The organism is Anaeromyxobacter oryzae, assembly GCF_023169945.1.
Taxonomy (GTDB): domain Bacteria; phylum Myxococcota; class Myxococcia; order Myxococcales; family Anaeromyxobacteraceae; genus Anaeromyxobacter; species Anaeromyxobacter oryzae.
In genome coordinates this window covers 1,070,435-1,094,469 of record NZ_AP025591.1, presented here as the reverse complement: position 1 = coordinate 1,094,469, position 24,035 = coordinate 1,070,435, and the positions used below count along the sequence as shown (strand labels likewise).

Annotated in this window: 15 protein-coding genes; 4 read left to right on the top strand and 11 right to left on the bottom strand. The window is 73.3% G+C overall.

The window, feature by feature from the left end:
• Window positions 1–7: 7 nt before the first annotated feature.
• Genes aspT through AMOR_RS04650 form a run of 5 tightly spaced genes read right to left on the bottom strand, consistent with a single transcriptional unit; the run spans window position 8 to window position 6,835 of the window.
• The gene (aspT, locus tag AMOR_RS04670) at window positions 8–1,690 is read right to left on the bottom strand and encodes an aspartate-alanine antiporter (RefSeq protein WP_248358930.1); all 1,683 of its coding nucleotides are present in this window, start codon (window positions 1,688–1,690) and stop codon (window positions 8–10) included.
• A 4-nt stretch (window positions 1,691–1,694) separates the two neighbouring features.
• On the bottom strand, window positions 1,695–2,885 hold the full coding sequence (locus AMOR_RS04665) for a DcaP family trimeric outer membrane transporter (protein WP_248358927.1): 1,191 nt from the start codon (window positions 2,883–2,885) through the stop codon (window positions 1,695–1,697).
• 21 nt (window positions 2,886–2,906) lie between these two features.
• The gene (locus AMOR_RS04660) at window positions 2,907–3,989 is read right to left on the bottom strand and encodes a type II asparaginase (RefSeq protein WP_248358924.1); all 1,083 of its coding nucleotides are present in this window, start codon (window positions 3,987–3,989) and stop codon (window positions 2,907–2,909) included.
• Between the two features lie 13 nt (window positions 3,990–4,002).
• Window positions 4,003–5,463 carry an aspartate ammonia-lyase gene (gene aspA, locus AMOR_RS04655; RefSeq protein WP_248358921.1) on the bottom strand — a complete coding sequence of 487 codons (1,461 nt, stop codon included), beginning with the start codon at window positions 5,461–5,463 and terminating at the stop codon, window positions 4,003–4,005.
• Window positions 5,464–5,500: 37 nt separating this feature from the next.
• Window positions 5,501–6,835 (bottom strand): anaerobic C4-dicarboxylate transporter family protein, encoded by a 1,335-nt coding sequence (locus AMOR_RS04650; protein WP_248358919.1) that lies wholly within the window; start codon window positions 6,833–6,835, stop codon window positions 5,501–5,503.
• A 187-nt stretch (window positions 6,836–7,022) separates the two neighbouring features.
• Between AMOR_RS04650 and AMOR_RS04645 the strand changes: the two genes are divergently transcribed.
• Complete coding sequence (locus tag AMOR_RS04645; RefSeq protein ID WP_248358917.1) at window positions 7,023–8,927, top strand: PAS domain-containing hybrid sensor histidine kinase/response regulator; 1,905 nt, start codon at window positions 7,023–7,025, stop codon at window positions 8,925–8,927.
• 72 nt (window positions 8,928–8,999) lie between these two features.
• On the opposite strand, the gene AMOR_RS04640 is transcribed toward AMOR_RS04645, so the two are convergent.
• Window positions 9,000–10,697: a L,D-transpeptidase family protein gene (locus AMOR_RS04640; RefSeq protein WP_248358915.1), complete on the bottom strand. Its 1,698-nt coding sequence runs from the start codon at window positions 10,695–10,697 to the stop codon at window positions 9,000–9,002.
• A gap of 65 nt (window positions 10,698–10,762) precedes the next feature.
• On the bottom strand, window positions 10,763–11,329 hold the full coding sequence (locus AMOR_RS04635) for a DUF882 domain-containing protein (protein ID WP_248358914.1): 567 nt from the start codon (window positions 11,327–11,329) through the stop codon (window positions 10,763–10,765).
• Between the two features lie 224 nt (window positions 11,330–11,553).
• Here AMOR_RS04635 and AMOR_RS04630 point away from each other — a divergent pair, with 224 nt between their 5' ends.
• Window positions 11,554–11,907, top strand: a complete 354-nt coding sequence (locus AMOR_RS04630; protein WP_248362465.1) for a response regulator — start codon at window positions 11,554–11,556, stop codon at window positions 11,905–11,907.
• Window positions 11,908–11,979: 72 nt separating this feature from the next.
• Here AMOR_RS04630 and AMOR_RS04625 read toward each other — a convergent pair whose 3' ends face one another.
• Window positions 11,980–12,792, bottom strand: a complete 813-nt coding sequence (locus AMOR_RS04625) for a hypothetical protein (protein WP_248358912.1) — start codon at window positions 12,790–12,792, stop codon at window positions 11,980–11,982.
• A gap of 638 nt (window positions 12,793–13,430) precedes the next feature.
• On the opposite strand from AMOR_RS04625, the gene AMOR_RS04620 reads away from it, so the two are divergent.
• Both AMOR_RS04620 and AMOR_RS04615 read left to right on the top strand, forming a co-directional pair.
• Window positions 13,431–16,055, top strand: coding sequence for a PKD domain-containing protein (locus tag AMOR_RS04620; protein WP_248358911.1), 2,625 nt, complete (start codon window positions 13,431–13,433; stop codon window positions 16,053–16,055).
• 179 nt (window positions 16,056–16,234) lie between these two features.
• Window positions 16,235–16,549 (top strand): hypothetical protein, encoded by a 315-nt coding sequence (locus AMOR_RS04615; RefSeq protein ID WP_248358909.1) that lies wholly within the window; start codon window positions 16,235–16,237, stop codon window positions 16,547–16,549.
• 74 nt (window positions 16,550–16,623) lie between these two features.
• Here the strand turns inward: AMOR_RS04615 and AMOR_RS04610 are convergent, their stop codons facing one another.
• From AMOR_RS04610 to AMOR_RS04600, 3 genes are read right to left on the bottom strand one after another with little or no spacing between them, the layout of a single operon-like run.
• Window positions 16,624–17,643 carry an NAD-dependent epimerase/dehydratase family protein gene (locus tag AMOR_RS04610; RefSeq protein ID WP_248358907.1) on the bottom strand — a complete coding sequence of 340 codons (1,020 nt, stop codon included), beginning with the start codon at window positions 17,641–17,643 and terminating at the stop codon, window positions 16,624–16,626.
• On the bottom strand, window positions 17,640–22,421 hold the full coding sequence (locus AMOR_RS04605) for an AMP-binding protein (protein ID WP_248358905.1): 4,782 nt from the start codon (window positions 22,419–22,421) through the stop codon (window positions 17,640–17,642). The genes AMOR_RS04610 and AMOR_RS04605 overlap by 4 nt, the downstream gene beginning before the upstream one ends.
• A complete protein-coding gene (locus tag AMOR_RS04600; protein WP_248358903.1) occupies window positions 22,418–24,031 on the bottom strand; it encodes a lactate racemase domain-containing protein in 1,614 nt (537 codons plus the stop codon). The genes AMOR_RS04605 and AMOR_RS04600 overlap by 4 nt, the downstream gene beginning before the upstream one ends.
• Window positions 24,032–24,035: the final 4 nt, after the last annotated feature.

Here is a 24,035-nt window from a genome sequence, read left to right as displayed (position 1 = left end):
TGCGTCCTCAGGTCATCAGCGCCACGATGACCGGGCCCCAGGCGGTGAGCAGGATGTTCCCGAGCGCGTACGGAACGGTGTAGCCGAGCACGGGCAGCTTGCTGTCGGCCGCGTCCTGGAGCGCCTTGAGGCCCGCGGTGGTCGTCCCCGCGCCGGACTCGGCGCCGAGCAGGATCACGGGGTTCATCCGCAGCACGTACCGGCCGAACAGGATCCCGATGACGTGGGGCAGGATCGCGACCACGAACGCAACGAGGACGAGGCTCGGCCCCGTCTGCCGGACCCCGGCCACGAACCCGGGGCCGGCGGCGAGCCCCACCGCGCCGATGAAGGTCGTGAGCCCCACCGTGTCGAAGATCCAGAGCGCCGCCTCGGGGATGCCGCCGAACGTCGGGCTGACGGAGCGCAGCCACCCGAGCAGGAGCCCCGTGCACAGCGCGCCGCCGCTCGTGGTGAGCGTGATCGACACGCCGCCCACCTTCACCGCGATCAGCCCGACGAACCCCCCGAGGACGATCCCGAGGCCCACGAACACCATGTCCGTCGCGGGCGACGGCCGGACCACGTACCCCAGCGCGCGCGCGGCGCGCTCGGCGTCACGCTGGTGCCCCGCGATCTCGAGCAGGTCCCCTCGGTTCACGACCGTGCCCGGCTCGAAGGGCAGCTCCTGGCCGGAGCGCACGAGCTTCCGCAGGACGACGCCACGCCCGTGGGCCGCGGCGAGCTCCGCGAGCGTCCTGCCGGCGAGCGCGCGGTTCGTGACCACCGCCTGCAGCACCGCGAGGGGGAAGTCGAGCAGCTCGCGGTCCTGCACCTCCGCGCCGAGCACGGGCGCGTGCGCGACCAGGACCTCGCGGCGGCAAGCGAGCGCGATCCGGTCTCCGGGGCCGACGACGGTCTCCGGGATGGGATCGACGAGCACGCCGCCGCTCCGGACGCGCTCGACGACGGCACGCGCCCCGCCGAGCGACGCCTCGAGCTGCGCGACGGTGCGGCGTGGGCCGCCGAGCTCGAAGGCGCGCAGGTCCCAGTCGCGATAGGCGGAGCTCACGCCCTCCTCCTCCGCCGCCTTGCCCGAGAGCTTCACCTCGAGCTCGCGCGCCGCGGCGCGGAGATCGATCCGCATGAGCCGCGGGGCGAGCGAGGACAGGAACCAGACGAGCGTGGTGGTGCCCACGAGGTAGGTGACCGCATACGCGACCGGGATCGCGTTGACGAGCCGCGCCCGCTCGGCGTCCGGGAGCGGAAGGCGCTGGATGGCCTCGGCCGCGGTCCCGATCACCGTGGACTCGGTGAAGGCGCCCGCGAGCAGGCCCGCCGCGGTGCCGACGTCGTACCCGAGCAGCTTCGACGCGATCACCGCGGTCGCGAGACACGCGACGCACACGACCACCGTGAGCGCGAGCTGCGGGAGCCCGTCCTTCTTGAGCCCCCGGAAGAACTGGGGACCGACCTTGTAGCCGGTCGCGAAGAGGAAGAGGTCGAAGAAGACCACCTTCACCACGCCCGGCACGTCGACGCCGAGCTGGCCGACGAGGACGCCGGCGAGGAGCGTCCCCAGGACCGATCCGACCGTGAAGGTCCCGATCCGGATCCGCCCGACGGCGAAGCCCATCGCCAGCGTGAGGAAGAGGGCGAGCTCCGGATGCGACCGGAGCACCTCCGCCGCGCTGGCGAGGGGTCCCGCCATGCCGTCAGCTCCTCGGGCCGGACGAGAACGCGTACTTGAAGGAGATCTGCAGGCGGACGTCGTCGCCGCTCGCCCCGCTCTTGTCCTTGCGCTGACCCCAGAGCAGCTCGGGGCCGAAGAGGATGTCCGAGGTCGGGTGAACGAGCACGTTGCCCGAGGCGTACTGCCCCGTCTTGAACGCGGCCGCGGGCTGCAGGCTCGTGTTGTCGAGCCGCACCGTGCTGTAGCCGAACGAGCTCGTGAGGAGCGGGTGCCAGGTGACGTCCGCGTACGCCGAGATCCCGATCAGCTTCACCGCCTCGGGCTTCGGGTCGGCGGCCGATCCGCCCGCGGCGAGATCGGGCGTCGCGTCGTTCATGTAGTTCGAGATGCCCGCGCCGCCCGCCACCGCGACGAGCAGGTTCAGCCGGTCGGGCAGGACGCGGATCGTCGAGCTGGCGTTCAGGCCCCACCCGGTCACGTCGCCCTTGGGCTCGTTGTTCGGGGTGCCGGCCGAGTCGTAGCCGAGCCGGCGGAGAATGCCCGAGAGCTGGACGTACCCCCACTTCTGCGTCACCCGGTACCGCGCGGTCAGGTCCGGCAGCTTGTTGTCGGAGACGAGATCCGGGAGGTCCTCGGGATAGGCCTGGAGGTCGGACCCGGGCCGCTCGAGCGCGATGGCGATGGACTGGGGACCGCCGAACCGGGGCGAGTAGCGGATCTGGACGTTCCGGTAGAACACCATCCCGGAGGGCCCCCAGTAGTCGATGATGTTCGGCCAGTAGTCGTCGTCCATGAAGAGGCTGTCCGTGAGGCCGCCGAGGATCGGGCCCCACTCGCCGTACGCCCGCCGCAGGCGGATCGTGGCCTGGCCGGCGGCGTCGGGCCGGTCGGTGCCGCGCCCGTAGAAGTCGAACTCGATCTTCGCCCGCAGGTCCTGGGGGCCGCCGGGGAAGGTGCCCTTGACGCCGAGGCGGCTCTGGCGCGCGCTGAAGATCGCCTGGCCGTCGCTCCCGAACGTGCCGGACACGGTCGGGACCCGCGTCGGGCGCAGCGTCGAGTCCCAGGTCGGATCGATGCGCCTGAAGTCCTGTATGTAGTCGACCATCGCGAAGCCGTACACGTCGACGGTCGGCTTGGTGGGCTTGTCCTGGGCGCCGGGCAGGGCCGGCAGAAGCGCGGCGGCAGCGAGCGCCGCGAGGGCGGTCCTCGTCATGGTCTTCCCCTCCTGGTACCGCTAGTACTGCTCGAACATCTCCTGGATGGCGGCGCAGTCCTTCGTCTTCGTGAGGGCGAGCTGCAGCAGCACCCGCGCCTTCTGCGGGTTCAGCTCCTGGGCCGCCACGAACCCGAGCTTGTCGTCGTCGAGCTCGACGTTGCGCGCGACCGCGCCGGAGTTCGTGCGGGAGCTCCGGACCACCACGACGCCCTTCTTCGCGGCGGCGGAGAGCGCCTCGATGAGCGCCTGGGTGCCGTTGCCGTCGCCGACGCCGGCGAGGACGAGCCCCTTCGCGCCCGCCGCGAGCGACGCCTGGACGTACTCCGGACCGACGTTCGCGTGCGCGTAGATGATGTCCACGCGCGGCAGCGTGTCCGGGATCGCGCCTGCGAAGGCGCTCTCGGTCGTGTGCCTCCAGGTGGGCTTGGAGAACCAGCGCACCTTCCCGAACAGCACGAAGCCGGCCGGCCCGCGGTTCGGGGAGGCGAACGTGTCGAGCGAGGTGGTGTTCGTCTTCGTCGTCTCGCGGGCGTAGTGGACCACGTCGTTCAGGACGACGAGCACGCCGCGGCCGCGCGCGTTCGGGTCCACCGCCACGGCCGTCGCGTTGTAGAGGTTCATCGGGCCGTCCGCGCTCACCGCGGTCGCGGGCCGCATCGACCCGACCAGCACGACCGGCTTGTTGCTCTTCGTGACGAGGTTCAGGAAGAAGCCGGTCTCCTCCATCGTGTCGGTGCCGTGCGTGACGACCACGCCCGAGACGGAGGGATCCGCGAGCACCTCGTTCACCCGGCGCCCGAGCTTGACCCACACGGCGTCCGTCATGTCCTGGCTGCCGATGCTGGCGATCTGCTCGCCCGAGATCTGCGCGATCTCGTCGATCCCCGGCACCGCCTTGATGAGCGCGCTCACCGGGTACGCGCCGGCCTTGTAGCCGACGTCCCCGGGCTTGGGCTGCGCGCCGGCGATGGTCCCGCCGGTCGCGAGGATGACGACCTTCGGCTTCGGGTTCGCCTTCGGCTCCGCCGCCCCCGACGGCAGCGCGAGCGCGACGGCGAGGAACGCCGCGGACAGCATGCCCCAACGCTTGGTGACCTGCATGATCCCTCCCCGTTCAGCGGGTCTCGTCCTGGTCCTTGAACCAGACGTCCTCGTGCTCCTTCTGCTTGCCGGAGCCGGCGATGCCGGGGCTCGTCATCTCGAACGGATCGAGGATCGCGTCGAGCTGCTCCTGCGTGAGGACCTTGTCCCGCAGGATGAGCTCGCGGACCGGCTTCCCGGTGACGTTCGCCTCGCGGGCGATCCGCGCCGCGGTCTCGTACCCGACGTGCGGGTTGATCGCGGTGATGACGCCCACGCTGTTGTCCACGTACGCCTTCATCCGCTCCGTGTTGGGCGTGAGGCCCTCGATGCAGAAGGTCCGGAACACGCGGAAGGCGTTCGTCATGATGGTGGTCGACTGGAGCAGGTTGAACACCAGCACCGGCTCCATCACGTTCAGCTCGAACTGCCCGGCCTCGCTGGCGAGGCAGATGGTGTGGTCGTTCCCGATCACCTGGAACGCGACCTGGTTCACCACCTCCGCCATGACCGGGTTCACCTTGCCCGGCATGATCGACGAGCCGGGCTGCCGCGCCGGCAGGTTGAGCTCGCCGAGCCCGCACCGCGGCCCCGACGCCATGAGGCGCAGGTCGTTGGCGATCTTCGAGATGTTCATCATGCAGACCTTCAGCGCCGCCGAGACCTCGGTGTAGCAGTCGGTGTTCTGGGTCGCGTCGACGAGGTTCTCGGCGGTCCTGATCGGCCAGCCGCTGAGCTCCGCCAGGTACTTCACGACGGCGGTGATGTACGCGGGATCGGCGTTGAGGCCGGTGCCGACCGCCGTCGCGCCCATGTTCACCTCGACGAGCGTGTTGCCGACGCCCCGGAGGCGCTCGATGTCGCGGCCGATCACGCGCCGGTAGGCGCCGAACTCCTGCCCGAGCCGGATGGGCACCGCGTCCTGCAGGTGCGTGCGGCCCATCTTGATGATGCCCTCGAACTCCTTCTCCTTCGCGGCGAACGCCTCGTGCAGGAGGCGCAGCTCGGCGACCAGCTGCTTGCCGACGTCGAGGGCGGCGATGTGGACGCCCGTCGGGAACGCGTCGTTCGTCGACTGCGCCATGTTCACGTGCGAGTTCGGGCTCACGACCTCGTAGCGGCCCTTCGGCTCGCCGAGCAGCTCGAGGGCGCGGTTCGCGATCACCTCGTTGGTGTTCATGTTGATCGAGGTCCCGGCGCCCCCCTGGATCGGGTCGACGATGAACCAGCGGTCGAGCTTGCCGGAGATGACGTCGTCCGCCGCCTCGGCGATGGCGTTCGCGATGCGCGGCTCGAGGTGGCCGGTGTCCCGGTTCGCCAGCGCCGCCGCCTTCTTCACGGTCCCCATCGCGTGGATGAGCGCGGGGTGGATGGGGAGGCCAGTGATGGGGAAGTTCTCCGAGCCGCGCAGCGTCTGCACGCCGTAGTACGCGTCCAGGGGCACCTCGCGGTCGCCGAGGAAGTCGTGCTCCATCCGGAACTGGGTCGAGGCCATGTCCTTCTCCTTTCCGGCGGGCCGGGGCCCGGCGGCGCTACATGAGGATCTTCCCGAGCACGAGCCCGGTCACGACCGCGACCGTCGTGGCGACGAACCCGGGCAGCTGGAAGCTGTGGTTCAGGACCCACTTCCCGATGCGCGTGGTGCCGGTCCGGTCGAAGTTGATCGCCGCGACGAGCGTCGGGTAGTTGGGGATGAAGAAGTAGCCGTTCACGGCGGGGAACGCGCCGATGAGGCCGAAGGCCGGCAGGCCGAGCGCGACGCCGAGCGGGCCGAGGGCGCGGATCGTCGCCGCCTGGCTGTAGAGCAGGATCGACATGACGAACAGCGCCACGGCGAAGAGCCAGGGCACCGCCTGCACGAGGCGCTCGAGCGGTGGCTGGATCTCGGCGAGGTGGGCCTGGAAGAAGGTGTCGCCCAGCCACGCGATGCCGAAGATCGCGATCACCGCCTGCATCCCGGCGCGGAAGACGGTCCCCTTCGCCACCTCTTCCACGTTGGCCTTGCAGAAGACGACCATCAGCGCCGAGACCGAGAGCATCACCATCTCGATCGCGTGGGCCATGCCCATCTGGACGACCTTCCCGTCGACGGTCCAGGCGGGGCGCAGGCCCGGGAAGGATCCCAGGAAGACGATCGCCACCGCCGCGGCCAGGAACAGCAGGACCGCGATCTTCGCCGTGATGGGCGTCACCGGGACCCCGCCGTCGGCCGCCGCGGCCGCCTTCGGCTCCGGGGCCTTGAGCTCGCCGGCGGCGAGCCGCTGCTTGTAGACCGGGTCGTCGGCGAGCTCCACCCCGCGGTGGAACACCGCGAGCGAGCCGGCGAGCACGCCGAGGACCGTCGCCGGGATGCAGATGGAGAGGATGTTCAGGAGGGTCACGTGCGCCGGGGCGAGGAGCCCGAGCAGCGCCACGGTGGCCGCGGAGATGGGGCTCGCGGTGATGGCCTGCTGCGAGGCGATGACCGAGATCGAGAGCGGCCGCTCGGGGCGGACCCCCGCGTCCCGCGAGACCTCGGCGATCACCGGCAGGATGGCGTAGGCGACGTGCCCGGTGCCCGCGAAGAGCGTGAAGACGTAGGCGACGAGCGGGGCGACGAACGTCACGGCGGGCGGGTAGCTGCGGAGCGCCTTCTCGGCGAGCTTCACGAGGTAGTCCATCCCACCGGACGCCTGGAGGCACGCCGCCGCGGTGCAGACCGCGGCGATCATCAGCATCACGTCGATCGGCGGCTCCGTGGGGCGCTCTCCGAACACGAACGCGAGCAGCGCCACGCCGAGGCCGCCCATCATGCCGAGACCCGCCCCGCCGACGCGCGCGCCGACGAAGATCATCGCGAGCACCACCACGAGTTCCAACCAGAGCATGGCCCGTCCCCCGCGCCGCCATCATCCCGGGACGGGCCATCCCCCGAACATGGGACGATGGTCCCATGCTCCGCGGGGCCTCCCGAAAGACACGCGTCGACCTGCCGCGGCCGGTCGCCGGTCCGAGCGGCGAGCACACGGCCGCGCGGGGTAGAGTGTCGCTCGGTCCCTCTGCGACGGAGCGCACGTGAACCAGGAGCTCGCGGCGATCATCCCGGCCGACCTGCTGCTCGACGAGCGGCTCCGGGCCGTCGCGGACGACGCGCCGTTCGCGGTGTTCGCGAAGCGCGCGGACGGGCGCTACGTCTTCGCGAACCGCTGGTTGGCGAGGCTGCTCGGCGTCGCGCCGGAGGAGCTGGTCGGCCGCACCGTCGCGGACGTGCTCCCGGGTGACGTCGCGGTCCGGACGCGAGAGCGAGAGCTCCGCGGGGCCGTCAGCCACCTCTGGACCGAGGACGCGATCCCGACGCCGAGCGGCGAGCGCACGCTGCTCACCGCGCGCTTCCCCATCGCGCTCGCGGGCGAGATGGGCATCTGCGGGATCGCGTTCGACGTCACGGACCGGGATCGAACGCAGCAGGAGCTCCGGGACACGGAGGAGAGGTTCCGCTCGGTGCTCGACCAGGCCGGGGCCATGGCGCACCTCGGCGCGTGGTGGATCGACGTCACGAACCCCGAGGACCTCGACTCGAGCCCCCTGCGCTGGTCCGACGAGGTCTACCGGATCTTCGGGTACGAGCCGGGCGAGGTCGCGGTCTCGAACGAGCTGTTCTTCCGGCACGTCCACCCCGACGACCGCCGCCGGGTGGCGGACGCGGTCTCCGCGGCGCTCTCGGAGCGGCGCAGGTACGCCATCGAGCACCGGATCGTCCGCCGCGACGGCGTCGAGCGCGTCGTCCTGGAGCACGGAGAGGCGCAGCACGACGGGGCGGGGCGGCTGTTCCGGATCGTGGGGGCCGTCCACGACGTCACCGATCGCAAGCGGGCCGAGGAGGCGCTGCGCGAGGCGGACCGCCGCAAGGACGAGTTCCTCGGGATGCTCTCGCACGAGCTCCGGAACCCCCTCGCGCCCATCCGGAACTCGATCTACGTCCTCCGGCACACCGAGCCGGGCAGCGAGCAGGGCAACCGCGCCCAGGAGGTGATCGAGCGCCAGACCGAGCACCTCACCCGGCTCGTCGACGATCTCCTCGACGTCACCCGCATCGCCCGCGGGAAGATCGAGCTGAGGCGCACGCGGGTCGACCTGCGCGACCTGGTGTGGCGCGCCGCGGACGACTTCCGCCACCTGATGCGGGATCGGTCGGTCGAGCTCCGGGTCGTGGCCGACGACGAGAAGGTCTGGGCCGACGCGGACCCGACCCGGATCAGCCAGGTCGTCGGGAACCTCCTCCACAACGCCTCGAAGTTCACGCGCGGGGGCGACGAGGTGACGGTGTCGCTCCGGGCCGAGGGAGGGGCCGCGGAGATCCGCGTCCGCGACACGGGCGCGGGCATCGAGCCGTCGCTGTTGCCCCACGTGTTCGATCCCTTCGTCCAGGGCGAGCGGACGCTCGCGAGGACCGAAGGCGGCCTCGGCCTGGGGCTCGCGCTGGTGAAGGGCATCACCGAGCTGCACGGCGGGACCGTCCGCGTCGAGAGCGCGGGGAAGGGCAGGGGCGCGGAGTTCGTCGTTCGGCTCCCCCTGGCGACGCCCGCCGGGACGCGGGACGCGACCTCCCCCGTGGCGCGGTCGAGCGGCGGGCTCCGGGTCCTCGTCGTCGACGACAACGCCGACGCCGCGGACTCGCTCGCCGAGATCGCGAGGATGCTCGGGCACGACGCCGAGGTGGCGTACGACGGGCCCAGCGCCCTGGCGAAGGCGCGCGCTCTTCCGCCCGACGTGGTGCTGTGCGACATCGGGCTGCCCGGGATGAGCGGCTACGAGGTCGCGCGGGCGCTCCGCGCCGGAGGCGCGAGCGGCATGCAGCTCTTCGCGGTGAGCGGGTACGCCCAGCCCGAGGACGTCAGGCGCGCGATCGAGGCCGGGTTCGACGGGCACGTGGCGAAGCCGGCGGATCCGGCGCTCGTCGAGCGGCTGCTCGCGAGGTAGCCGCCCCGTGGCGCACGTCGCCGCCGTGCCGGTTCCGGGCGGGCGCGCCGGACCGCGGGCGAGGGGCCGCCGTCAGTCCGGGTACGGGCGACGGCTCGCCAGCGCCCGCTCCAGGGCGGCGTCGTGCCCGTACACGTCGTCGAGGAAGCGCACCTCGCCGCGCTCCGAAACCACCGCGGTCCCGTAGACGATCAGCACGGGGATGGGCCGGCCGACGTCCACGACGCGGGTCCGGGTCCCGTTCATCGCCGCCGTGATCGCGTCGGCGCTCCAGCGAGGGTCGTCGTGGAGCACCCACTCCGCGAGCGCCAGCGGGTCCTCGACGCGGATGCAGCCGTGGCTGAAGTCGCGCCGCGAACGCGCGAACAGCCTCGGCGAGGGCGTGCCGTGCAGGTAGACCTCGTGCGTGTTCGGGAAGACGAACTTGACGAGCCCGAGCGCGTTCGCCGGTCCCGGGCGCTGGCGGAGCCGGAGCTCGCCGGTGCGCAGCAGCCGCAACGCCTCGGGGGTGAGCTCGACCCCCGCCACGTCGCCGCGGCGATCGACGAGGTCGTACCGCTCGCGCGCGAGCAGGTCCGGGTCCCCGGCGAGCCGTGGCAGCAGCTCGTTGCGGGTGATCCCGCGGGGCACGTTCCAGTACGGCCGGAACACGACCGTCCGCAGCCCGGCGACGAAGACCGGTGTCTGGTGACGGTAGGCGGCGCCCAGGACCACCCTCATCGCGAGCTCCGGGCGGCCCTCCGCGCCGAGCGCCCGGAGCCGGTACTCCGGGATGTTCACCACGATGAGCGGCGCCGCGACGCTGCGCGGCCCCGAGCGCCAGCGCTCGAGCGTGAGCGCGAGCTGCATGACCCGCCGGGAGAGCGGAACGTTGAGCGCGCTCACCGTCCGCGCGCCGAGTCGGCCGTCGGGGTCGAGCCCGTGTCGCGCCTGGAAGCGCCGCACGGCCTCGACGAGCGCCGGAGCGTAGACGGTCTCGTCCCGCGCCGCGCCCTCGCCGTCCCGGAGGTCGCCCAGGCGACGCAGGACCGTCGCGAGCCGCGGGGCGGCCGGATAGAAGGCCCCGGGCTCGAGCGGCGTGGCCGGCACCGGGAGCGGCTCGCCCGGGGCCTCGCGCGCGAGGCGCAGGTACGTGCGCAGCGCGTCGAGCGTGCGGCGGTACGCGGCGAACGGCGGCTCCAGCCGCTCGAGGACGAGCCGGACGTCATCCGCGCCGGCCAGCTCGCCGGCAACGCCGGCGAGATCCACCGCGGCGGCTTCGCCGAGGCCGACGCGCAGCGGCCCGGGATCGACCCGGCCGAGCCGGACGTCCGAGACGTAGCGCAGCACCGAGACGGTGAGCGCGACGTCCAGGCGGACCCGGCCGGCCTCGGACGGCGGCCGGGCGCCGGGCTCGAGACGCCTGGCCCAGCGCGGCCCGTCGTAGTCGCCGGGATCGAGCCCCATCGCCTCCGAGCTCCGGAGGACGTCGGCGAGCGCGCGGGCCTGCGCCGTCGGCCCCGAGCGCCGGATCCAGGCGAGCGTCTCGCCCCGTGCCTCGTAGAACCGCCGAGCGTCCTCGCGCAGGCTCGCGAAGTCGGGCCAGAGGAGATCGGGGTGGACGCCCGCCTCGAGCAGCGCGCGGAGGGCGGCGACGCCGTCTGCCGAGAGCTCCCCGGATCCGGGGTCGGGGTCACCGGTCGCGGGATCGCCCGGGGGCGCGGCGGGCGCCGCCGGCGAGCCGTCGCTCGTCGACAGCAGCGCGATCGCCGCGAGCAGCGCCACCCTCACGACCGCGATCGTACGCGCTCGCTGCCGGGCGGCCGGGCGGGCGAGCGAGAGTCACTTGGGGCCGCTCACCAGCGGCGCACGCGACCCGTGTCCACGTGCACGAAATCGGACTCCGGATAGAACCCGACCCCGCCGCGGCGGAGCGACAGCGCGAGGTCGCGCAGGTGCGCGGTCTCGACGCCCTCCAGGCGGAGGTCGATCGCGCGGCCCTGGAGGTGAAGGCTGTGCACCGCGACCCCGGCGCTCGCCTCGTGGAGGAGCGCGTTCGTCGCGGCCGAGCGGTACCCGCTCACGATCTCGAAGGTCCCGAGGGAGCGCCCCGCGGACCGCGCGAGGCTCCAGGCGATGTCGAGCACCCCGGGATCCATCCGGTGCACGTCCCCCGTCCGGAAGTCCCGCAGGAAGAAGTCGAGCCGGGCGAGCGCATCCGGAAGGTCACGGCCGTCCTCGAAGTAGATGATGTCGACGCGCTCGCCGGTGTGCGGGCTCATCATGCGCAGCCTCCGCGGCTCTTCCGCGGCGGCGCGGGCGCGGCCCGGACCGAGCGCGAGGGCGAGCAGCGAGAATGCGCCAGCGCGGAGGAGGGTGCGCCGTCCGGTGGTGCGCGCGGCGTCGCAGAGGCGATTCGCCATGGCCGGCACGTATTCCACGAGAGAGCACCTCCGTTCAACGCGCAGCGAGGTTGACCGGATCGGGGGTTGCGGGCGTCTAGGCCGGGAGGCCGTCCGCCCGCCTGGGTGCCCGAGCACCGGACGCCGCGGAAGTCGTGTCCGGCGGTCTACCGCCCGTTAGTCACTCGCCGAAGGAGGGGGAGGCCCCGCCGTCGCGGGGGCAACGTGGAGGATGCGTGGATCACATGCGAGGCCGGGTGCTCGTCGTCGAGGACGAGCCGGACATCCGCGAGAGCGAAGCGGAGGTCCTCGAGTCGGAGGGTTACGAGGTGTCGACCGCGGGAGACGGCGTGGAGGCGCTCCGGCGCGCGCACGAGGCCATCCCGAAGGTGATCCTGCTCGACCTGATGATGCCGACGATGGACGGGTGGCAGTTCCGCGAGGCGCAGCTCAGGGATCCCGATCTCGCGCCGATCCCGGTGATCGTCGTCTCCGCGATCCCGCCGCCGACGGGCGTAAACCCCGCCGCGCACATCACGAAGCCGTTCGACCTCACGCAGCTCCTCGACACCGTCGAGCGGGTCGCGGCGACGCCGTGACGCGAGGTCGAGCCGGGACGCGCCCGCCGCTCGGGTCCGGCGCCGGCCGCCCGTGGCGGCGACGGGCGCCGTTCACTTAGCGTACGGAATCCGCTTCGCGAGGCCGCAGAACGCGCCCGTCTCGCCGTCGGCGACGAACGGCCCCGGCCAGCGCACGTCGAGGAGGTACGCCGGCGCGTCGGTCGGGCCGACGGGGACGTTCACGCCGAGCTGGTGCGCCGGGATGAGCGCCTGGCCGGCGGCGCCGGGCGCGAACGCGCGGAGGGCCGGGTCGTAGCCGCGGAGCGTCGCGGTCCCGGAGATCCCCGCCATGGCGGGGATGCCGCTCGGGTTCAGCGTGAGGTCGGACGTCCAGGTCAACGCCAGCGTCGACACGCCCGCGAGGCTCGCGCCGGCCGCCGGCGTCGAGGTCATCGCGACGTCGGCGGGGCAGGGGAGGACCAGCTGGCGCTCCAGCGTGCCGGAGCGGGCGACGAGCACGAGGGCGCCGCTGGAGCGGACGGCGGGCTGCGGCCCGGCAGGATCGACCGCCCAGTACCGGTCCGACGGCGCAGCGGGCGTGCCCACCTGCCAGCGCACGAGCGCCACGCCGTTCAGGGTGACGGCCGTGTCCGCCGGCGGCGCGGTCTTGTCGAGGTTCACGAGGACGAGGCCCTGCACCGCGGCCTCGCCCGCCGCGGGATCGACGATGTACAGGCCGAGCGGCGAGCCGATCTGGAACCGGTTGCTGCCGGAGCCGCCGGAGACCGGCGGCGGCTCCGTCGCCGGCGCAGGCGTCCCGGGCGGCGGTCCTCCACCGGCCCCGGGCCCGCCGCCGGCGCCGCCCGCCGCGCCGCAGGCGGCGGTGAGGAGAGTCACTGCTGCCGTCGCGATCCGTGTCCGCATGGCGAGCTCCCGGAGGCCGCCGTGCGCCGGGGGGCGCGCGGGCGGTGGTGCAGCGACAGGTAAGCACCGGTGCCGGAGGACACCTGTCCACCCATCTCGGCTCCCGGGCAGGGGCGAAAAAATTCGCTGATCTCGCGCGTCGAGGTTGATCGACCCCTCGCGACGGCTGCATGGGCCGCTCTGTTGGGTCGCGCCGCGAACGCGCTCGGCGGCATCGGGTCGGAGTCCATTGACGTACCGTGAACGAGCGCCGTCGCGCTATGGCGCCGGATGGACGCGACGCGATGGCGCCGAGGAGCCGATCCGGCCCGCCCGTCGCCGCTGAGGATTTCCTCATCCCGGCGACCTCGCCGCTGGCGCGAGCGGCGCCTCACCGCTCGTGAACCAGGCCGGCCGCGTGTACCGAGCGCGCGGGGCCCCGCGTCCGTGTCCTCTCCTCCAGCGTCCCGAGACCCTGCGACTCCTTTGTTGCGACTCGGTTTCGCACGTTCAGCCCCGGCCCGAGCCGGCATGCGGCCGAGCACGGGAGGGCCGCCGCCAGCGGCCCGGGGCACGCGAGGAGCGAGGTCGTCCACATGGAGAGCGGGATCCGGGGCACGAGGTCGAGCAGGAGCGTGGTTCCACGAGCCTGGACGGCGATGGCCGTCCTCGCCTCACTCGCGGCGGCGCGAGCCGCGTCGGCGCTGCCGCCGCCGCAGCCGGTGTCGCCGTTCGACATGACGGGGTTCATCGAGGCGGCGAGCCTCGACGGGACCGACGTCCTCGCGGGCGGCACCATCACGGTGAACGGGACGCGCATCATCGTCCCGAGGAACACCGTGCTGCAGATGCCTGCGACCGCCCTCACATGGGAGCAGGTGTTCGAGCTCGCCCCGGCGCCGTGGGGGCCGACGCAGACCGGCCTCGCGCTGACCGACAACCCGGCGCCGATGGCGACGTACGAGGCCCACGTCATCGGGAACCGCGTCGGCGACGCCTACGTCGCGGGCCTCGTCTTCCTCTCCCAGGCCTCGCTCATGACCGGGCAGGGTTTCATCAACTCCATCGACTACATCTCCGGCGAGCTGCGCGTCGGCGGCGTCATCGGCGACCCTTTCAGCGGCACGCGCGTTCGGATCAACGATCCCGCCGGCCGGTTCGGGCGCAGCTGGACGTTCGACCCGCGCTTCACCATCGACGAGGACAACCCCACCATCCGCACCGGCACCGGCTTCCCGATGTGCATCCCGCGGATCGATCCCGCGACCGGCGACGACCCGCTCTGCCCCCAGACGAACCGCCCGAAGGACCCGGGGAGCGCAACCGGCTACCAGCCCATCTTCACCATGCCTCCGCCCGGCCCCGGCGTCACGCCGGACGCGCGCGTGATGGCGCCGTTCGAGGTCGGCGACTACGTCGAGTATGCGGGCGTCGTCGCGCACGACGGCGCGACGCCCACGGTGAACCCGTTCCCGAGCGTCATCGGCGACACGTTCATCTCCGCCTACCAGGTGATCGGCAACGTCGGCATCTACACGTTCCCGGGCACGGACCCCGCCTACATCGCCCTCGACGTGATGCTCCTCGGCGTCGCGGGCACGCCCGACCCCGTGCTCGTGCAGGAGGCCACCACCCGGACGCGCTTCGAGGGCTTCAGCACGGACCCGAGCCGGATCGTCACGCTCTGGGGCGTCGACGTCGACCCGTGCACCGGCGCGGCCTCGGAGCGCGACTGGGGGTCGATCGACGTGGATCCCGGCCCGCCGACCGGCGCGGTGAAGGGCCGGTGGCGCTTCCGCCCGCCGTCGAAGATCCTGAGCGGCCCGTCCGCCGGCACGTTCCTCCCGCCCACCCGCGAGCTGCGCGCTCGCATCTCCGGCGCGCTCGACACCGCCACCCCGACCGGCCTCGTCGCGGGGTCGTACAAGGCGCCCATCTTCGAGTTCCTCTTCCCCGAGGGCCTCGGCATCGGCGCCGGGCCCGTCCCGGCCAACTTCCAGGACTTCCCGTTCCTCGCGCAGGGCTCGGGCGCGCTCTCGCAGGGCGGCGCCGTCGTCGGCCAGCTCGTGCCGTGGCCCGGCGCCACGCCGCCCACCGCGCCGAGCTGCGCGCCGCCGGTCCTCGGGTCGCCGGTGGCGAACGCCGGCTCCGCGCAGACCGCCGGCTCGGGCGCGACGGTGATGCTGGACGGCAGCGCGTCGAGCGATCCGAACGGCCTCCCCCTCACGTACGCGTGGACGCAGCTCGACGGGCCGGTGGTGCTGCTCTCGAGCCCGGCCGTGGCGACGCCGATCTTCACCGCGCCGGTGGTCCCGTCCGGCTCGCCCGACGTGACCCTCACGTTCCAGCTCGTCGTGAGCGACACGTCGGCCGGCCCGTCCGCGCCCGCGACCGTCACCGTCACCGTCTCGGCCGCGCCGCCGGCGCTGCTCGCGCCGATCGCGAACGCCGGGGCCGCCCAGACGGTGGCGTCGAACGCGACCGTCCGCCTGAACGGCACCGCGAGCAGCGATCCGAACTCCCCGCCGCTCGCGCTCACCTACTCCTGGACGCAGATCGCGCCGCTCTCGCCGGTCCCGACCCTCACCGGCGCGAACACGGCCACGCCGTCGTTCGTCGCGCCGGTCGTCACCGGCACGGCGCAGGTCTTCACCTTCATGCTCACCGTGGTGAGCTCCGCCGGCCTCGGCTCGCAGTCCACCGTCGACGTGACGGTGAACCCGGTGCTGCCGCCGACCGCGATCGCGGGCGCGAACCAGACGGTCCAGTCCGGCGCGACCGTCACCCTGGACGGCAGCGCGAGCCGCGACGCGCAGGGGCTCCCGCTCACGTACACGTGGCTCCAGGTCTCCGGGCCGCCCGTGACCCTCACGGGCGCGAGCACCGCGAAGCCGACCTTCGTCGCCCCGGCGATCGCCCCGTCGAGCCCCTCGGTGGCCATCGCGTTCACGCTCACGGTGAATGACGGGTACGTGTCCTCGTTCCCCGCGGCGACGAACGTGACGGTGCTGCCGGCGGCGGACCAGATCCAGATCACCCTCGTCGAGTACCGGACGCAGAAGCAGCGCCTCACCGTGAACGCCTCCGACCTCACGGTGACCGACGGCTCGGCGACGCTCTACCTGCAGCCGCTCACCGCCGGCGGCGTCCCGCTCCAGCTGCAGAACCTCGGCGGCGGCCTCTACACCATCCAGCTCGTGGGCGTGCCGCAGCCGACGACCGTGACGGTGACCTCGAGCCTCGGCGGCACGGCCACGTCGGGCATCACGAGGCTCCGCAACTAGGTTGAATTCCGCGCGGCCTCGGGGCGGCGGGGATCCGGTGGGATCCCCGCCGCCGCGCGGAACCCGGGGCGCCGTCCTCGCCGTGCGGGCGCGCGGCCGGGACGGCGCCCCGGGACCTTTCCTCGTCCGGGGCGGGGCCCGGGAGTGCGCCGCGGCGGGCCGGCGATTAGACGAGCAGCGTGGCGACCGAGCTCTGCCAGTACTGTGGCGCGGACCTCGACGCGGTGCCGCCGCGGCTCGAGACCGGCTACCTCTACGGTGTCGAGTGCAGCGCCTGCCCACCGGCGCGCCGGACGTCGGTGATCCTCGCGCGGCCGGTGCGGGTCGAGGCGCTCGCGTGTCCGGGCTGCGGGATCCGCATCGCGCCCGCGGACGCCCACCCCGACGTCCTCGTCGTGAAGGAGCTCACGTACGAGGTCTGCGTGGCGTGCGGCGAGCGCTGCGGCGTGGCGGCGGTGCGGAAGCTCAGGGACGTATCGAACGGGACGATGTGAGCGCGCCCTCCCCCGCATCGCGGGGGAGGACCACCTGAACGCCGTGCGGGGCGAGGCCGGGTGAGCGGTTCCGCTCAGCGGCGCGCCAGGTCGTCGAGCGTCGCGGGCCGCGACCGGCCGCGCACGTGAGCGTCGAGCCAGCGCACCGTCTCGAACAGGGTCTCCTGCGGATCTCGCGCGACGAACCCCAGCTCCTCCTCGGCCCTCGTCGAGGCGCAGTACCAGAAGTGCTCGCCCATCTCGACGGAGCGCGCGTCGATGGGCGCCTCGGCGCCGCGCCAGGCGGAGAGCTTCTCGAGGAGCCGCACGCCGGCGACGTTCACGCGCGACGGGAGCGCGACGCGTGGGGCGGGGACGCCGGTGAGCCGCTCGAGCCGGCCGAAGAGCTCGCGGAAGCTCATGTTCGCGCCGCCGAGCAGGTACCGCTCGCCGGGGCGGCCCCGGACGAGCGCAGCGGCGAACGCGGCCGCGGCGTCGCGGACGTCGACGAACGAGAGCCCGCCCGACGGCATCGCCGGGATGCGCCGCTCCATGAACTTGAAGACGACGTCGGTCGAGGAGAGCCGCGCGTCGCCCGGACCGAGCAGGAGCGACGGGTTCAGCACGACGACCGGGAGCCCGGTGTCGCGCTGGATCCGGAGGGCGGCCTTCTCCTGGTAGATCTTCGAGAGGTAGTACGGCCACCCCCCCACGACGTCGAACGGGTAGGGGTCGGCCTCCGTCGCGATCCGGTCGTCCCGCGACACCGCGATGGTGCCGGAGGACGACGCCAGCACGACGCGCTTCACGCCCGCGGCCGCGGAGGCCTCGAGGAGGCGCCGGGTCCCCTGGACGTGCAGATCGTACAGCCGCGCGGGATCGCCGGGATCGAAGGAGACCTGCCCGGCCAGGTGCACCACCGCTTCGACGCCGTCGAGCGCGGCGCGGATCGCGTCCGCGTCGCCGATGGCGGCCCGGACGACCTCGGCGCCGAGCCGCTCCGCGTCCGCGGCGGCCGACCGCTGCAGGAGCCGGAGCCGGTGCCCCTCGCCGGCCAGGATGGGGACGAGGGCCGTCCCGAGGAAGCCGGTGCCGCCGGTGACGAGGAGGTTCAAGGCTCCTCCGGCTTCGCGGCCACCTTGCCGGTCGGGGCGGGCGCGCCCTTCGACTCCGCGCCCGCCTCGCGGGCGCCACGCTCGGGGCGAACGGAGATGGGGGGCACGGTCGCCGTCGAGGTCGCGGTCGGGTCGCGGGGCACGGGATGCGGGCCACGGGCCACGGGACGCGGGTCAGAGGCACGGGGTGCGGGCGCGTTCAGGGGCACGGGCACGGCGGTCGCGCTCGCGTCCGGCGTCGCCGGCGCGGCCCCCTTCCGTTCGCTCCTCCACCTCTCCCCCAGCGCCCGCACCGCGTCCTCCATCACCTCGGTCGCGGCCTTGTACGCGTCGCTCCGTGGGAGCGCCGCCGTCCGCCGGCGCAGCTCCGCCACCGGGATCGGCGGGCCGAACCAGACCTCCAGGTCGGTGCGCTTCGGGAGCGTCGCGCCCGGCGGCAGCGCGGCGCGGGTGCCGGCGATCCAGACCGGCAGGACGTCGACGTCGCACTGCAGCGCGAGGTAGCCCGCCGTCGGGTAGAACGCGCGCATCTCGCCGTCCCGGGAGCGCGTCCCCTCCGGGAAGATGAGGAGGTGATACCCGCGCCGGAGCGCCTCGGCCGCCGCCCCGAGGCTCGCACGGAGCGAGCCCTCGCGCTCCATCGGGATGAGGTTCGTGAAGTTCTCGAAGTAGGCGCGCTTCACCGGCGTGTCGAAGAAGTAGTCCCTGGCGGCGAGCGCCGCGAGGCGTGCGCCCTCCTCCCCGAGGGCCACCTTCACGAGGCCCATGTCGAGGTGGCTCGCGTGATTCGCCACGACGAGCACGTTCCGGTCGTGCGGGATGAACGCCTCGCCCACCACCCGCGTCCGGTAGAGGTCCTGGTACAGCGCGCGCTGCCCGATGGCGAGGATGCGCCGCCCGAGCGCCGCGAGCGGCGCCGGGATCGCGAGCGCGCCGTCCTCCGCGGGCTCCTTCGCGGCGCGCCGGTGCGCCGCCTCGTGCGCCGGCGGCTTCCGGGCCGCGGCCCTCACGGCGCGCGCGAGCTCGCCGACGGTCTGGACGTGGTGCAGGTCCTCGATCGCCGCCGCCGGCACGCCGGCCGTCTCGAGCGCGGCGGCGAGCTCGGTGAGCATCAGGGAGTCGAGCCCGAGGTCCGCCTCGAGGCGGCTGTCGTGGGCGATCCCGGCGCGGGGCCGTCGCGAGACGTCGGCGAGGAGGTCGAGCAGCCACCCGTCGGCGGCGGCGCCCTCGCCGAGCTCGCCGGCGCGCTCGCGGGCGCGGCGCCCCTTCGCGGCCGCCGCCTCGAGCCGCTGCAGCTCCTCGCGGACGAGCGGCCGCTTCACCTTCCGCGTCGCGGTCTTCGGGAGCTCGGCGTCGAGCACGTGCCACACCTTCACGCGCAGGTGGAACGGGAGGGACGCCGTGACGGCGCGGACGTGCGCGTCGAGCGCGGCCCGGACCTCGCCACGATCGCGGTCGCCGTACTCCGGCACCACGATCATCGCGACCTTCTCGGCGGTCCCGTCCGGCAGGCCGACGACGCACAGCTCCTTCACCAGGTCCGGGTCCCGGTACCGCTCCTCGACCTCGTCCGGGTACACGTTCTTCCCGTTCGCGTCGATGATGACGTCCTTCTCCCGCCCGACGAGCGTCAGGTTCCCGTCGGCGTCGAGCTTCCCGAGGTCGCCGGTCCGGAGCCAGCCGTCCTCGAGCACCTCGGCCGTGAGCGCGTCGTCGACGCCCGGCGCGTCGCCGCCCCGCCAGTAGCCGGTCATGACGTTCGGGCCGCGGGCGAGCACCTCTCCCACGCCGCTCGCGTCCGGGTCCGCGATCTTGAGCTCCACGCCCGGGAGCGCCGGCCCGACGCTCCCGGGCGGCACGCCGCCGCCGGGCTTCGCGACGGCGAGCACCGGCGCCGCCTCGGTGAGGCCGTAGCCCTCGTACAGGTCGAAGCCGAGGTCGTGGAACGCGCGCTGGACCTCCGGATCGAGCGCCGAGCCGCCGGACACGAGGAGCCGGAGGCGCCCGCCGAAGCGCCGGTGCACCGGCCAGAAGAGGAGCTTCCCGAGGTTCCAGCCGAGGTCCGACGCCCGGAGCTTCGCGTTCCCCTTCCGGAGCGCGTTCATCACGCCCTCGACGAGGCCCGGCTTCGCCGCGATCTCCTGCGTGATGCGGCGGTGCAGCAGCGACCAGAGCGCCGGCACGCCGATCATGGCCGTCACGCGCCCGCTGCCCAGCGCCTCGCCGATGCGGTCGGCGGTGAGCTCGTCGAGGTACTCGACCTCGGCGCCGCGGGAGAGCGGGACGAGCAGGCCGGCGGTGAACTCGAAGGTGTGGTGCAGCGGCAGCACCGACAGCATCCCGTCGCCGGGCCCGAGGTCGAAGATCCCGACGAGCTTCGCGACCAGGCTCGCGAAGTTCCGGTGGGAGAGCATGACGCCCTTCGGCGTCCCGGTGGTGCCGCTCGTGAAGATCAGCGAGGCGAGGTCGTCGGGCGATACGCGCGTCGCGGGCGGGGCGGGCCCGCCGGCGAGCGCCTCGCCGAGGAGCACGGCCCGCGCGCCGGGCACCGCCTCCGCCGCCCGCGCCGCGAGCCCGGGCGCCGCCTCCGCGGCGTCGTCGGAGAGGAGACCGATCCGCGCTCCGGCGGTGCGCCAGAGGTTCAGGAGCTCCGCCTCGGAGAGCTTCGGATCCACCGGCACCGCGGCGGCGCCGGCGCGGAGGATCCCGAAGTACGCGACCGCCCACTCCGGCCGGTTCTCGGACGCGAGGAGCACGCGATCCCCCCTCGCGACGCCCGCGGCGGCGAGGAACGCCGCGACGCGATCCGAGAGGGCGCGCAGCTCCCCGTAGGTGATCCGCTCCTTCGCGCTCCCCGCCATCCGGAGCGCCACACGGTCCTTCCACCGGACGCAGGCGGAGTCGAGGAGCTCGAGGAGGTCGCGGTGCGCCCTCGGCGCGTGCACGCGCCGGTCCGCCTCCTCCTCGAGGCCCGGGAAGACCCACTCCTCCATCCCCTTCATGTGCACGTCGAGCCAGTACCGCCTCCAGTCGAGCGCCTCCGGGTCCCACGGGACGAGGGCGCGGTCGGCCTCCGGGAGGCGCTCGCGCAGCGCGCGGATCCCCGCGCAGCGGAAGACGTAGTGGTTGTCCCAGACGAAGGGCAGGTAGAGGTTCCAGAGCGCCTCGAGCTGCTCGAACTTCCGGGTCCACTCGTCGAGCTCCCCGGCGACGCGGTGCGCGAGCGCGGAGAGCCTCGGGGCGCCCCAGCGCGGCGCGTGCTCCTCGACGAGCCGGCGCGCGCCCCGGGCCAGCGCGGCGAACGCGGGCGACGAGAACACCCGGTAGTGCGCGCGAGACACCGGGTACGGCTCGACGCGCGAGAGGACCTTGTTCCAGGTGGCGTTCCCCTCGGTCCGCTCGCGGTAGAACCTGCGGCGGTAGAGGGCGGTCAGCTCGACGGCGCGCGAGGCCCAGAGCGGGTTCACGTCGCCGGAGGCGAGGTGGAAGACCCTTCCCGCCGCGGGGACACCCGCGTCCGGCTCGCGCCCCCCCGGTCTCCCCGCTCGCTCCGGTACGGCCTGGTCCGGCTGGACCTTCGCTCGCAAGGCGTCCCGGCGCTCGAGCAGCTCCGCGGAGACCGCGACGAGGCCGGCCGCGACCAGGTCCACCGGCACCACGTCGAGGATCGCCTGGTCGGAGATCGGGAACGCGCGCTGTCCCTTGAGGCCCATGAACGCGAGGGGCGCGCTCGTCGTGAAGCCCTCGTTCCAGCCCGGGAACGGGTACCGGAGCGCGCTCTCCACGATCGACGGCCGGACGATCGCCCACGGGACGTCGCTCGCCGCGATCGCCTGCTCGCCGAGCGACTTCGTGTACGTGTACGTGTTGGGCCAGCCCCAGTGCCGGGCGCGCTCCATGCCGGCCTCGACCAGCCGCTCGGACACCCAGAGCCGCTTCTCCCGGCCCACGGCGAGCCGGAGCGCCTTCTCGTCGTCGCGCGGCCGCCCCTCGGCCTCGAGGCGCTCCAGGGCGCGGTCGCGGAACCGCGACTGCTGGACGCGGTCCTCGGCCTGCGCGCGGATCTCCGCGATCCGCCGCTCGGCGTCGCCGAGCTCCGCGGAGAGCTCGAACTCCGCGCCGTCGAGCACGGGCGCCTTGGGCCGCCCCTCGACGCCGGCGCGCCGCGGGAAGTACCCGGGGATCTCCTCGTCCTCGAACACCACGCCGTCGCGGTTCCCGGCGACGTAGCAGGTCGAGACGTGGACGAGGCCGGCGCCGGTGCGGCGGCAGAGCTCGACCGCGTTCCGCGGTCCGTGGACGTTCACGCCGAGCGCGAGCTCGAGGGACGGATCGAAGTCGACGAGGCCCGCGGAGTTGAGGACGAGGTCGAGCCCGTCGAGCCGGGCGAGGTCGGGCGCGGACAGGCCGAGGAGCGGCGCCGACACGTCGCCCGCGAGCGGAAGGCACTTCTCGCGGACGAACGCCTCGAAGGCGCTGCCGTGGCGGGCGCGGAGCGGATCGAACGGCCGGCCCGGGACGATCTTCCCGAAGAACCGCGCGTCGGGCGTCCCGCCGGTCCCCGGCCGGACCAGGACGAACACGCGGCCGACGCCGGGGTAGCGGTCGAGCAGCAGCGAGAGCGCGACCTTGCCGACGAACCCGGTGGCGCCGGTGACGAGGAGGCGCCGCCCCTCGAGCAGGCGCGCGACGTCGAGCGGCGGCGGCCTGCCCCCGGGCGGCGCCCGGGTCGCGGGGACGTGGGGCCCGTGCGCCCCGTTCTTGCCGTGCGCGTTCATCCGAGGTTCTGCGTCATCACGATGGGCGGGTGGTGCAGCATCGCGATCTCGGCCCCGCGGCCATGGGTGGACCGCGCCATGTCGATGGCCTCGGCGAGGGTCTCGGCGGGCTCCCACCCGAGGAGCCGCGGCACGTGCGCGTTGTCGGCTCCGACCGCGATGATCCTCCCCATGTGCGCGCGCCCGTTCTCGCCCCAGTACCACATGAAGAAGGGGTGGGCGCCGTGGTACGCGTGGCCGGTCCGGTACAGGTGCACGTACGTGGGGTTCTCGGCGAACTCGCGCTCGTACTTCGCCTCGAGCACCTTCGCGTCCCTCGTCTCGGGCAGCAGCCGGTGGAAGAACTCGATGTAGCTCGGGTGGTGAACCGGGTCGAAGGCGTCGGAGCAGGGGTGGGTGAGGATGAGCGTGCCGCCCTTCTTCAGGAGCGGCTTCCCCCGGTAGAAGTTGAAGAAGTACCCGCACGCCATCACCTGGACGAGGAGCGGGTTCAGGATCGAGTTCACGTTGTAGGGCGAGATGAACGGCACGCCGTACACCAGCACGTCGGCCTGGAAGTCCACGTCCACCGCGTACTGCGCCCAGCTCGCCTTCAGGATCTTCGCGTGCGTCGGCTCCGTCTTCCCCGCCGCGACCGCGATCACCTCGTAGGCCGCCGGGACCGCCTGGAACATCTTCCGCTTCGCCGCGGCGGGCATCCGCGAGAGCGCGGCCTTCATGGCCGAGAGCTTCAGGCGATCCACCTCGCCGTACGCCTCCTCGCGCTTCATGAGGAAGTCGAGCGGGCCATCGAACATCCGGTTGTTGATCGTCGTCTCGACGTGGAACACGTTCAGGTTCGCGTCGATGACCTTGCCGATTCGCTCCACGGAGCGGTGCAGCTCCGACCGCGCCGGGTCCATGTACGAGTCGCTCTTCCGGATGTGGTCGGGCGTGTGGTGCGCCTTCACGCCCTCGTAGGTCGTGAGCCCGGTGCCGACCGACTTGTGGCCGCCGTCCATCGGGACGAGGTTCAGGTTCACGTAGATGAGGAGGTCGGACTCCGCCGCGCGGCGGTTCACGATCACCTGCTCGCCGTGGCGCGTCTCGCCGATCACGACGTTGCCGCCGGGATCCTCGGCGTCGTGGTTGTAGTAGCGGTCCGGGTAGAAGGCGTCGAAGATGTCCGCCCCGACCATCCGCTTCATCTCGTCCCGCGTCATGTGCCGGTGCAGGCAGACCGCGATGACGAGGTGCACGTCGTCCACGCCCGAGTCGGCGAGGAGCGGGAGGATCACCTCGAGCACCTGCTGCCGCACGTCGGGCGTCCGCATGGGCGGGAGCGGCAGGGAGATGTCGTCGAGGGCGATCGTCACCTTCATGCCCGGCCGGAGGAGGGCGTGCAGCGGCGGCGACTCCTCCGGCTGGTTGATCGCGCGGCGGATCGCGGCCTTGACGTTCGGGAGCCCCGCGACGGGCGGCCGCGGGTAGATGACCTTCGTCCCGACCGGCAGATCCTCCACGAGGAGGTCCTCGCCGGAGAAGAGGACGCGGGGCGGCGAGTCGGTGTCGATGGTGACGATCGGCTCGGTCGTCTCGTAGAACCGGCCGAGGCTCCGCGGCGTGCGCATCGTG